The 13047-nt window shown below is 69.8% G+C and carries 5 protein-coding genes; 4 read left to right on the plus strand and 1 reads right to left on the minus strand.

Translation table 11 applies throughout. The features are described 5' to 3' along the window. Nucleotides 1–319, minus strand: a 319-nt coding sequence (locus AXK61_RS03840; RefSeq protein ID WP_156485554.1) for a helix-turn-helix domain-containing protein, incomplete at its 3' end; no start/stop codon positions are given. A gap of 471 nt (nucleotides 320–790) precedes the next feature. Between AXK61_RS03840 and AXK61_RS03845 the strand changes: the two genes are divergently transcribed. Genes AXK61_RS03845 through AXK61_RS03860 form a run of 4 tightly spaced genes read left to right on the plus strand, consistent with a single transcriptional unit; the run spans nucleotide 791 to nucleotide 12954 of the window. Further along, nucleotides 791–6283, plus strand: coding sequence for a type I polyketide synthase (locus tag AXK61_RS03845; RefSeq protein ID WP_068743918.1), 5493 nt, complete (start codon nucleotides 791–793; stop codon nucleotides 6281–6283). Continuing rightward, nucleotides 6276–10721 (plus strand): non-ribosomal peptide synthetase family protein, encoded by a 4446-nt coding sequence (locus AXK61_RS03850; protein WP_068571558.1) that lies wholly within the window; start codon nucleotides 6276–6278, stop codon nucleotides 10719–10721. The genes AXK61_RS03845 and AXK61_RS03850 overlap by 8 nt, the downstream gene beginning before the upstream one ends. After that, nucleotides 10718–12085 (plus strand): ABC transporter ATP-binding protein, encoded by a 1368-nt coding sequence (locus AXK61_RS03855; RefSeq protein WP_231855420.1) that lies wholly within the window; start codon nucleotides 10718–10720, stop codon nucleotides 12083–12085. Before AXK61_RS03850 ends, AXK61_RS03855 begins: the two co-directional genes overlap by 4 nt. Continuing rightward, a complete protein-coding gene (locus tag AXK61_RS03860; protein ID WP_068571560.1) occupies nucleotides 12082–12954 on the plus strand; it encodes an ABC transporter permease in 873 nt (290 codons plus the stop codon). Before AXK61_RS03855 ends, AXK61_RS03860 begins: the two co-directional genes overlap by 4 nt. Nucleotides 12955–13047 lie beyond the last annotated feature (93 nt).

Here is a 13047-nt window from a genome sequence, read left to right on the forward strand (position 1 = left end):
GCGGGCACACCGGGCGCAGGCCACGGTCCCGGATCTGCCGGGTCAGCGACGAATACGACTGCTTGAACCGCATCTCGACGAGTTCGTCGAACAGGGTCTGCGCCCACAGATGCGGGTCCTCGAGCAAGCGGCTGGTGACGTACTCGGCGAACGGCTCGAACGGGTCCTCGTCCCGGTGGCGGACACCCGGCTCGGTGACCCCGTTGAGATAGTTGCGGACGGTCTTACGGTCCCGTCCCAGATGACGGGCGATCGCTGAGATCGTCCACCCCTGCTTGCGCAGAGCATGTGCTTCCACGGTCTCTCCTTGTGTGAGCATGAACGAGCGGGGCCTCCCTCGAAGGGCTGGTGCGTGGTCAGAGACCACCAGCATCACGGGGAGGCCCCGCCCATTACTTGGCGGGTGCACACAAGTGGGGAGATTCAGTTAGCAGAACTGGGGAGAATCAACGAGCGCAGTCACCCACAGAGGAACGATCAACGATGATCCGCGATAGCCGGCGCGTGACACGGAAAAGGTCACCGACGTGCGAGTTTACCGTCCGCCGTAGGCGCGAGCCTGCCGTCTGATCGGATGACGACATGCAGCTGGTGAGTACCGCCGCGCTCTGCGGGACTATGATTTGCCAACGGACCAGCGGTAATCGTTTTGTAGTCGAGCGGAACTCTGAACGGATGTTTCCGCCAAGCGTGAAACAGGCGCAGCTTAAGGACCGACATCCAGGATGAGGATCAGGCTCACGGTGATGAAGCTGCCGGCGCCGACGAGGGGAATGCGAGGAGTGCAGAAGTGACACACGGGGAAGGCCGCAGCAGCGGCGACCAGGGGCAGTGGCGGCGTGAGCCCATCGCGGTCGTCGGCATCGGATGCCGGCTTCCGGGCGGCGTCCGCTCCGCAACCGACTTCTGGAACCTGCTCGACGAGGGCCGAGACGCGATCGTCGACATCCCCGAGGACCGTTGGAGCCGGGAGCGGTACTACGAGCCCGAGCGAACGCCGGGGAAGAGCCGGGTGCAGCGCGGCGGCTTCCTCACCGATCCGATCGACGAGTTCGACGCCGCATTCTTCGGCATCTCCCCCATCGAGGCTAACTCGATGGACCCGCAGCAGCGACTGCTGCTGGAGGTGGCGTGGGAGTCAATCGAGGACGCCGGGCTGCGCGCAGAGGACCTCGAGGGGTCCACGACCAGTGTCTTCACCGGCGGGTTCACTCTCGACTACGGCCAGATGCAGTTCTCACCCAACCCCGCCGAAGCCCCCACTGTCGCCGCACACACCGCGACCGGTGTGGTGATGACGATGCTGTCGAACCGCATCTCGCACGCCTTCGACCTCCTCGGCCCCAGCATGTCAGTCGACACGGCGTGCTCCTCGTCCCTGGTCGCGATCCATCTCGCGTGCCAGTCGATTTGGAACGGCGAGAGCGAGCTGGCGCTCGCGGGCGGCGTGAACCTCATGCTGAGCCCGAACTTCACCGTCGCCGCTTCGACCGGCGGCTTCCTCTCGCCCACCAGCACGTCGCGCGCCTTCGACGCGGCGGCCAATGGCTACGTCCGCGGAGAGGGCGCAGCTCTGGTCGTGCTCAAGCCGCTCGCGCGGGCGCTCGCCGACGGCGACCACGTCTACGCGACCGTGCTCGGCACCGGCGTGAGCCAGGACGGCCGCACCAACGGCATCACGGTGCCCAACGGTGAGAGCCAGCGGCTCGCCATCGAATCAGCCCTGGCCTCGGCGCATGTCTCCCCCGCGAGCATCGACTATGTCGAGGCGCACGGCACCGGCACGCCCGTGGGCGATCCGATCGAGGCGAACGCGCTCGGCGTGGCCTACCGTGGCGAGCGGGCGGCGGACCGCCCCCTGCTCATCGGCTCCGCCAAGACCAACCTCGGCCACCTCGAGGCCGCCGCCGGCGTCGTCGGGTTCATCAAGTCTGTCCTCGCGCTGGCGCATCGGCACGTGCCGCGTCACCTGAACCTGGAGAACCTCAACTCGGAGATCGACCTCGATGATCTCCGGCTGCGGATCACGACGTCGCCCGCCGACCTGCCCGTCGACGGCCCGATCCGCGCCGGAGTGAACTCGTTCGGATTCGGCGGCACCAACGCGCATGTGATCCTGGAGTCGGCGCCCGCGCCCACCGATCCCGAGGCCAGCCCGACCACACCGGACGGCAGCCGGCGCGACGGCATCGCCGCCATCCTCCCCCTCGCCGCCCGCGGCGACGCAGCGCTCGCCGCGCTGGCCGGCCGGTACAGCGACCTCGTGGCCGCGGAGGACGGGACGACCGCCCTGGTGCGCGCCCTCGCCCACCGGCGCAGCGCGCACCGTCAGGCGCGGCTGGCCGTGGTCACGGGCTCCGTCGCCGAGACCGTGGAAGCTCTCGCGGCGGCGGCCGCGGACATGCCGCACGAGCGGGTGCACACCGGTACTGCGCTCGACGATGCCCGGCCCCTCGCCTTCGTCTACACCGGCATGGGGCCACAGTGGTGGGGTATGGCTCGAGGCCTCCTGCAGCACAACAGCGTCTTCCGCGCCGCGGTGCAGGAGTGCAACGCAGCGATCACGCCGCGCATCGGCTTCTCGCTCGTAGCCGAGCTACTCGCAGACCAACAGTCTTCCCGGATGCACGAGTCCGTGGTGGCGCAGATCACCAACTTCGCCGTCCAGTACGGGCTGACTCGGTTGTGGGAGTCGTTCGGCGTGCGTCCCGACCTCATCGTCGGACACAGTGCAGGTGAGGTCGCGGCAGCACTCGCCGCGGGCGCACTGTCGTTCGACGACGCGATCACGGTGATCGTCCACCGCTCGCGGCTCCAGCACCTCGCGAGCGGCGAAGGCCGCCTGCTCGCCGTCGCGCTGAGCGAGGCCGAGGCCGGCAAGATCCCCGAGGTCGCCGACGGCACCGTCGAACTCGCCGCGATCAATAGCCCCGATTCCGTCGCCCTGGTCGGTTCAGTGTCGGCGCTCGAGGCGATCGCTGCCCGGCTCGAGGCCTACGACGTCTTCGCCCGTCTGGTTCCCGGCGACGTCCCGTACCACAGCCGCGGCATGGACCCGCTCGAAGCGGAGGTCCGCTCCTCGCTCGAGTCCCTCGCTCCGGGGTGCCCGCGCACCCCTCTCTACTCGACGGTGACCGGTGCCCGCGTCGCCGAGGACGGCTCGCAGCCGCACGACGCCGAGTACTGGTGGCGCAACATCCGTCGCCCGGTGCTGTTCGGCGCCGCCGCCGACGCCATGCTGGCCGATGGCGCTGTGACCTTCGTCGAGATCGGCCCGACCGCCGTTCTGGGACGGTCTATCGGCGAGACCGCCGCCGCGCGCGCCGCCACCGCGGCGTCCGTGACGTCCCTCCGCCGGGACGGCGACGACGCCCAGTCCTTCGCCGCGGCGCTCGCACAACTCTGGGTCCGCGGCATCGACGTCGACTGGACGCCGCTCGCACCGCGCTCGGCGGCCCGAGCGCTGCCCGGATACCCGTGGCAGCGCGCGCGATACTGGTCAGAGGGCGAATCGGGACGCCGGGACCGCCTCGCGAAGACCGTCGAGCCGTATCTCGGCAACCGCACGGAAGGTGCTCTGCCCGCATGGCGACGCCTCCTCGACGGAACCGCACCGCGCTCCCTCGCCGACCACGTCGTGCACGGCGCCACGCTCTTCCCGGGTGCGGGCTTCATCGAGATCGCCGCCGAGGTCGCGCGCGACGAGTACGACGCGACGTCCTGCACCCTGGTCGATGTGACCTTCGAGGCGGCACTACTGCACCGTGGGGGCACGTACCTCGTGGACACCAGTCTGGACGCCGCTACCGGCCGAATCACGATCCACGGCCGGCTCCCCGAGGCGAGCCGGTGGGTACGGCACGCGAGCGCCACGCTGCAGCCGGCCCCTTCCGTCGGTACCCGGATCGACGTCGGCGTCGACCCCGCACTCGACGCAGTGGACCAGGTCGAGCTGTATCGGGCATTCGATCGCGCCGGCTTCTCGTACGGTCCTTCCTTCCAGCTGCTGCACGACGTCCGGATCGGCGACGGGGCCGCCACCGCCCGGATCCGCGAAGTCGCGGAGGAGCCCGTGGCCGACCGCGCACCGATCCTCGAACCGAGCGTGCTCGACGCCGCCTTCCAGCTGCTCCTTCCACTGGCCTTGCGGCGCGACGAGACCGCGAGGCTGCTCCCTGTGGGCGCCGACCGCGTGGTGATCCACGAGCGGCCGCAGGGCCCGCTGATCGTGCGCGCCACCGCACATCCCGATGCCGGCGACCCCACCCGGATCGCCGGCGACGTCACCATCGCCACCGAGGACGGGCGCGTCGTCGTCGAGGTCGAGGGTTTCACCGTCCTGGTCCAGAGCGACGCGACCGCACCGCAGCGTGTCGGCACCGACTGGGTCTACGAGCAGACCTGGGAACCCCAGCCGGCGGACGACGGGGAGCGCCGGGCCGCGACCGGTACGTGGCTCCTTCTCGCCGACGACACCGGCACGGCAGCACGGCTGGCGGAGCGACTCACCGCCGCCGGCGGAACGCCGGTCCTCGTGCCGGCGGGTTCCGTCTCCGACGGAGCCGTTCCGCCCGGCGATCGGACCGCCCTGTCCGACCTCCTGGATCGCACGGTGCCCGGCGAAGGGCTGCGCGGCATCGTCCACCTGTGGTCGCTCGACCGCGACCACACGAGCCCCGCAGACTCCCTCAGGTGGACCGCGCACGACGCAGTCCTGTCGATCGTGCACCTCGCGGCGGAGCTCGACCAGCGTGAGATCGCGGCGCCTACCTATGTCGTGACGGCAGGCGCTCAGCCCATCGGCGGCGCGATGTCCGACCGCGGGCTGGTGCAGTCCTCGATCCTCGGCGTCGGGCGTGTGCTCCACCACGAGCTCAAGGGCCTCGAGTCGCGCCTGGTCGACCTCGACCCGGAGGACGTCGACGGCAGCATCGCGCTGTTGGCGGACGAGCTCGCCATCTCCGGCTCCGAGGAGGATCAGGTCGCGTTCCGGGGCGGCGAACGCCTCGTCGCGCGGCTGTACCCCTCGACGCGGTCCGGCGGCAGGATCCCGGCTCGTATGCGCGCCGACGGTGCGTACCTCGTCACGGGCGGCCTCGGCGCGCTCGGACGCCTCGTACTCGTCTCGCTCGCCGAGCGCGGCGCCGGCCACGTCGTAGTCACGAGCCGCTCCGGACTCCCGCCCCGCGAGGAGTGGGACTCCCTGACCGACCCCACGCAGCGGGACGCCGTGCGTACCGTCCGCGCGGCCGAGGCCGCGGGGGCCAGCGTGCACGTCGTCGCCGTGGACGTGACCGACGCGACAGCCCTGGGCGCAGTCCTCGACCTGCTGCTCGAGTCCGGGGTTCCGCCCCTGCGGGGTGTCATCCACTCCGCCGGCGCCGTCGAGGATCAGATCCTCGTGCGCATGACGGAAGAGCAGGTCGATCGGGTGGTCCGGCCCAAGGTTCTCGGGGCGTGGGCGCTGCATGAGGCCACAGCCGGGGCACCGCTCGACTTCTTCGCGCTGTTCTCCTCGATCTCTGCGGTGATCCCGTCGCCCGGGCAGGGAAACTACGCCGCCGGCAATGCCTTCCTGGACTCGCTCGCGCACTACCGGCGTGCTCGGAACCTCCCCGGCCTATCCATCAACTGGGGCCCCTGGGATGCCGGGATGATCGCCAGCCTCGGACTGAGGGAGTTGTACGGCCAGCGCGGAATCGACCTCATCGAGCCCGAGACGGGTATGACGCTCCTGGGCGAGTTGCTCGGCTCGAGCGAGGTGCAGCAGGGCGTCGTCTCCGCCCACTGGCCCACTGTCGTGACCAACTACGCGCTCACACCCGTCCTGGTTGCACACCTCGGCCGCGGCGACGACGACGGCGGCGGCGACGACGGGTCGGTGTTAGACCGCCTGCACGCAGCCACGCCCGCGGAGCGCCCCTCGATCGCAGCCGATGGGGTGCGGCACACCGTCTCCCAGGTGTTGCGCATGGCCGAGGAGCACATCCCGGACGAGGAGCCGCTGGGCCGCCTCGGCGTGGACTCGATGCTCGCCACCGAACTTCGCATCCGCCTGGAGCAGCACTTCGGGACCGCACCGACGATCGCCTTCCTGCTCGACGGTGCCACCACCGTGGCGGGGATCGGCGCCGAGCTGTTGCACGCCCTCGACATGACCTCGCACGACGCCGAGGTCGACGACCTCGCGGCGCTGCTCGCCGACCTGAACGACGACGCCGTCGCGGCCCTCCTTACGGGCGCCGAGACCACTGACCCCACTGCGGAGGCCCCCGTTGACTGACATCGAAACCCGGCTCGCGGCACTGAGCCCCGCCCAGCGCCGCGCCCTCCTCACGAAGCTGGGCAAAGCCCCGTCGGCCGGTGCCGGCCGTTCGATCACGGCCCGGGTGCGCGAAGGCGACGCGACCCCGCTCTCCGCCGTGCAGCAGGACATGTGGTTCCTGGAGCAACTCCACCCGGGAACCACCATGCACGTGATGTCCGGCGTGGCGAGACTGCCGATCGACGTCCCCGTCGACGTCTTCACCGACTGTCTGGCTGAAGTGATCGAACGGCATCCTGTACTGCGCACCCGGTTCGAGGACTCTGGCGGCGAGCCGATCGCCCGGATCATGCCGGCAGAACGGCCCGTCGTGGCCTTCCTCGACGGCGTGGTCGAGGAGCGGATGCACCTCGCCTTCGAAGAAGACGCGCGTCGTCCCTTCGACATCGCGACTGGCCCGCTGCTACGGGCCACCCTCGCTCGCACCGACACGGGCGACACCTGGGTCCAGATAACACTGCACCACATGGTGGGTGACGGGTACTCCACCGGCATACTGTTCGCCGAGCTCGGGCGGCTCGCGACGGGCAGGCTCGTCGGACAGCTGCAGACGCTGCCCGCTGTGCCCTTCCACTACGCGGACGCCGCGCTGTGGGAGGAGGAGCGGATCGCCGCAGGTGCGGATACCGACGACATCGCCTACTGGACCGCTCGTCTCGCGGGCGCTCCCACTGCACTCAACCTGCCGACCGACCGACCGCGGCCCGCCCGCCAGGGTTACCGCGGCCTGCGGACCGGCTTCGAGCTCACCGCTGAGCAGGCCGCGACGGTCCGCACATTCAGCGCCGAGCATGGCGTCACACCCTTCGTCACCGTGCTCACCGCGTACGCGATCGTCCTCGGCCGCTGTGCCGCGCAGGACGGCGTCGTGGTCGGTGTGCCCGTCGCGCAGCGCTCGCAGCCGGGCACGGAGCAGGTCATCGGGCCGTTCCTGAACACGCTCGCGCTGCCCGTCGCCCTCGGCGAGGACGAGACGACCGGTGGGCTCCTCTCGCAGGTCAACGCCACCGTCCGCGAGGGATTCCGGCACCGGGACGCGCGCTTCGACCGCGTGCTGTCCGCACTTGACCTGACGCGCGACCCGTCGCGCCCGCCCCTGTTCCAGGCGATCCTCAACATGCAGGAGGACCGGAGCGACCCACAGATGCAGCTCCGTGATCTCTACAACGGCTGCTCGAAGTTCGATGTGCTGCTGAACATCACGACGACCCCCACCACTATGAGCGGGACACTCGACGTGGCCTCGGATCTGTTCGACCAGGAGTCCGCCGATGCATTGATCGACGGATTCCTCGCCGTGCTCGACGCGCTGGTCGCCGCCGATGCCCGCGCCGACCAGGCGATCTCGACGCTGCCCCTGTCCACCACCCCGCAGGTCATCACAGCACCGCCGGCGCAGGACGTCGGCACCGTCGCCCTCGACGAATTCGTGCTGGCCGCCGGCGCTTCGGCGGATAGGACCGCCATCATCGCCGGAGGCGAGCGGATCACCTACGCCGACCTGACGGCGCGCGTGGATCGCCTCGCCGCCCGGATCCGCGAGCGTGTCGACGCGCCACCGGAGACACCGATCGGGTTACTTCTCCCCCGATCCGCCGAGGTCATCGTCGCCATGCTCGCGACGCTGCGCGCCGGCTACTCGTTCGTTCCACTCGACCCGGCGTACCCGGCGGAGCGGCTCGAGTTCATCTGCGCGGATGCGGGCGTCCCCATGCTCATCACCACCGCCGAGCACCTCGCCGACGTCCCCGGGCTCGATCTACCGTGGTTCGACATCGCCGCTGACCCGGCCGAAGCCCAACCCGCCGCCCCCGCACCGCGCCCCACAGCTGACCCCGCCGAGAGGGTTGCGTACATGCTGTACACGTCCGGCTCGACAGGCCGCCCCAAGGGCGTTCGGGTCTCGCACCGCAACGTCGTCACATTCCTCGCCGCGATGCGTGACGAACCGGGCGCGGCGCCGTCGGACACGCTGCTGGCCGTCACGAGCCCGTCGTTCGACATCGCCGTTCTCGAACTGCTGCTCCCGCTCGTCGCCGGGGCTCGCGTAGTGATCGCCGACACCAGCGAGGCCCGCGACGGCGATCGCCTCGCACGGCTGCTCGACGAACACGGCGTCACGATCATGCAGGCCACGCCCACCACGTGGCACCTCCTACTGGACGCGGGGTGGGCGGGCACGCCCGGTCTCCGCGCGCTCTGCGGCGGCGAGGCCATGCCGGCTGCGCTGGCGGGCAGACTGCTGTCGCGCGTCGGCGAACTGTGGAACATGTACGGCCCTACCGAGACCACCATCTGGTCGACCGTGCATCGGGTCACACCCGAGGACGTCGCTCGGGGCGCCATCCCGATCGGCCAACCGATCGCCGGCACGGGAATCGTCATCACCGATCCCGCGCACGCCGCCGTACCGGCGGGCGTGTTCGGCGAGCTGTGCATCGCGGGCGACGGAGTCACGCTCGGCTATCACGAGCGCCCGGAGCTGACGGCCGACCGCTTCGTCACCCTGCCCGGCACGCCCGGCCTGCGGGCCTACCGGACCGGCGACCTGGTGCGGCGGCTGCGCGACGGACGGATCGAGTTCGGCGGGCGCATCGACACGCAGGTGAAGGTGCGCGGTTTCCGCGTGGAACTGGGCGAGATCGAGAGCGCCCTCGAGACCGCCCTCCCCGGCGTCCGAGCGATCGCCGCAGTTGACACCGACGGGGCCGCGATCACCGCCTACATCGAGGGCACCGCCGACAACCTGGGCGACGTCCACGCATTGTTGGACGGCCTGCGCGAGACGCTCGCGCCGTACATGGTGCCGAGTTCGTTCGTCCTCGTCGATGCCTTCCCGCTCACCCCGAACCGGAAGATCGACCGCAAGGCGCTGGTCTCCGCCGGTGGCGCGCCGCTCGCGCTCACCGCTGCCGGGGGCGCCGAGTTCGTGGCCGCGCGCACCGATCTCGAGCGCGATCTCACCGCGATCTGGACCGATCTGCTGTCGCTCGACACGGCTCCCGGCGTGCGCGACGACTTCTTCCTGCTCGGCGGGCATTCACTGCTGGCGACGAAGCTGGTGTTCCGGGTGCGCGAGAAGCTCGGCATGGTGGTCCCGCTCCCCGTGCTGTTCGCCGGCGAGCTCACCATCGAACGGCTCGCCCTGATCCTGGAGAACGGCGGATCGGTCGCGAACACGCTCGTGCTCGCCGACGAGGTCCGGCTCCCCGACGAGATCCGGCCCACACCGGGGGCCCCGGTGTACAGCGCGGCGGACCCGCGGAACCTGTTCGTCACGGGCGCCACGGGATTCGTCGGCTCGTTCCTGGTCGCGGAACTGCTTGCGACCTCCTCCGCCACCCTGCACTGCCTCGTGCGGGCGGCCACCGCCGAGGAGGGCATCGAGCGGATCCGGGCGGCCATGGAGGGCTACGGCATCTGGGACGAGTCCTTCGCCGGCCGGATCGTCGCCGTCCCAGGCGATCTGACGCGCGAGCGCCTGGGCCTCAGCGACGCGACGTGGGTCTGGCTGGCGGGTACGGTCGATGGCATCATGCACTGCGGAGCAGACGTCAACTTCCTGCGGCCCTACCAGACTCTGAAGTCCGCCAACGTCGACGGGACCGTCCAGGTCCTGGCACTGGCGTGTGACGGCCCGGTCAAGCCCGTGCACTTCGTGTCGACGACCTACGTCTTCTCGCGCTTCTCCTACCCGCAGGACACGGTCTTCTCCGAGGAGGACCGCACCCCGATCCAGAACCCCGAGTTCACCTTCGGCTACACCCAATCGAAGTGGGTCGGCGAGCAGGTGGTCTTCGAGGCGCGCTCACGCGGAATTCCGACCTTCGTCTACCGCACGGGACGCGTCGCCGGGCACAGCGTGACCGGGGCCTGCCAGGACTCCGACTTCCTGTGGCAGACCATCCGTCTCGGCGTCACGATGGGGGCAGCGCCGACGATGGACATGTCCACTGACATCACGCCCGTCGATTACGTGGTGCAGGCGATCGCCCGGCTGTCGCGGCAGCAGTCGCTGTCGGGCCGGACCTTCCACGTGGTCTCGGACGAGACGGTCGCCGTGCCAGATCTCGTGCAGTGGATGGCCGATTACGGCTACGCCGGAGAGGAACTGCCTTTCGCGCAATGGTGCGAGCGGGCCACCGATCTCGCCGAGCGGACCGGCGATGAGACGGCCGCAGCGCTGGCCCCGTTCCTGTCCGCCACACCGCTTGACAAGATGCCCGATGCGACCTTCGACATGTCGAACGTCCACGAGGGACTGGTTGGTACGGACATCGTGTGTCCGCCGATCGACAGCACCCTCCTGCGCCGCTACTTCGACTGGTTCATCGACCGCGGCTACTTTCCTGGGCCGGGTTCCGTCGCCGGAGCTGATCAAGGCGTCGCCTCGTGATCGAGCCCAACCGCCGCGGATCGGTCGAGCGAACCACTACCACGCTCCGGCAGCGCTGGCGTCGCGCCATCGCGATGCAGTCCGGCCTCGCCGCACCGCCCCCGGTGCGCACGCGAGCATCGCGGCCCGCGCTGCCCGCGGCGCGCCCGACGCTGCCGTCGTCACGGCTGACGCCCGTCGCTCGGACCGCGGCTCCCGAGACCGAGCCCACATCGCCAGCCACTCCGGCACCGGCACCCACACCGGCACCGGCACCGGTCCGGCCCCCGGCTGCGGCGGCGCCGCAGCGCGTGTACCCGGCCTCGGAGCAGGGCGCTCCCCCGTTCGGAGCAAACCGCGTATCGCCGCCGCCCGCGCATCGGGCGGGTCCGCCCCTCACGGCACCGTTGGCGCCGGGTCCGGCACTCGTACCGCGGCCGGCACTCGTACCGCGGCCGATGGGCCCGAACCCCGTGGGCACGGCGCCCGTCATCAGCGTCCGCAACCTAGTCAAGAGCTACGGCGACCTCCGGGCCGTCGACGGCGTCTCGTTCGACGTCGCCGGCGCGAGCACCTTCGCCTTCCTCGGAACGAACGGGGCGGGCAAGTCCACGACGATCAGCTGCATCACGACGCTGAAATCCCCGACGTCCGGGGAGATCCGCGTGGCAGGAATGCTGGTGGGCCAGCAGGACATCGAGATCCGACGCGCGATCGGCGTGGTCTTCCAGGAGTCCCTCCTCGACCCGATCCTGACCGTCCGCGAGAACCTCGCCCTGCGCGCCAGGTTCTACGGTGTGGACGGGAAGGCCGCGAAGGACCGGATCACCTCGCTGTCCGCCCTGCTCGACCTGGAGGAGTTCCTGAACCGGCCGTACAAGTCACTCTCGGGCGGACAGAAGCGGCGGGCCGACATCGCCCGCGCACTGATTCACGAACCACGGATCCTGTTCCTCGACGAACCGACAACGGGCCTCGATCCGGACTCCCGCGACCGCGTCTGGTCAACGATCATGGACCTACAGAAGCGCCTGCACCTCACCGTCTTCCTCACCACGCACTACATGGAAGAAGCCGAGCGAGCCGACCGGATCGCGATCATCGATCACGGCCGGATCGTCACCGTGGGTACGCCGACGGAACTGCGCGCCGTGCACGCCAAGGACGAGCTTCGGGTCACTCTGCGGGATCCCCGGCGGTTCGACGAACTGTTCGGCCGGCGCGCCGCACGCAACGGCAACGAACGCCGGATGGCCGTGGAATCGAGCCAGGAGGCCAAGCAGGTGCTACGCCACTTCGACGCCGAGGTCACCGACTTCGAGTTCCGGCACGGAACCATGGACGACGTCTTCTTGAACATCACGCGGAACGGCGGTCGACGATGATCCATCACCTGACCCGCCGCAACGTCGTCGTCTTCTTCCGCGACCCTGCGGCCGTCTTCTTCTCGCTGCTCTCCCCGATCATCCTGTTCGTGCTGTTCTCCGCCTTCCTCGGCGGTGTGCAGACAAGTGCTCTGCAGAAGTCCCTGCCGACCGCCTCGAAGGACGACGTCGACGCCTTCGTGTACTCCTGGGTGATCGCCAACCTGGTCATGATCACCACTGCGACCACGAGCCTGTCGGCGCTCGTGGTGTTCGTCAACGACAGGGTAGGCAACGTCTTCCGCGATTTCCTCGTCTCGCCGATCAGCAGATTCCAGATGATCCTGGGCTACCTCATGGGCGCCTTCCTCGTCTCGACGCTGCTGAGCTCACTGGTGCTGGTCCTCGCCGAGGTCTATCTCGGAGTCGTCTACTCGGCCGCGTTGTCAGCGGGCGCCTTCGCCCAGGCCCTGGCCCAGTTGGTCGGGTTCTGCCTGCTGTTCTCGGCGATCTGGAGCCTCGTCGTCACCTTCATCGGGTCCAATGCCGTGTTCACCTCGGTCGCGACGATCGTCGGTACGGCGGGCGGCTTCCTCGCCGGCGCGTACATCACTGTCGGCGCCCTCCCTGGTGGCGTGGTCACGTTCATGAACCTGCTGCCGCTCAACCAGGCGGCATCGGTGATGCGCGGACCGTTCACCCGCGGACCGCTGGGCGCCGTGGCGAACGGATCCGAGCAGGCGAGGACGACGGTGCAGAACGAGTACGGACTGCTCCCCCACATCGCGAACGTGCAGGTCTCCGAATGGGTGATCTGGCTAGTCTTCGCGGGCCTGTTCGTAGTCTTCGTGGCGCTCGGCGCATGGCGGATCGGCCGCAAGATCGGCTGAACAACCGGCGCGTCGGCTCGCCCCGCACCGCCGCACGGTTCGGGTGACCTCGCTGTAACACGGTCGCCCGCTGCCGGAAACATCCGACCGGCA

The organism is Tsukamurella pseudospumae (genome assembly GCF_001575205.1).
Lineage (GTDB): Bacteria > Actinomycetota > Actinomycetes > Mycobacteriales > Mycobacteriaceae > Tsukamurella > Tsukamurella pseudospumae.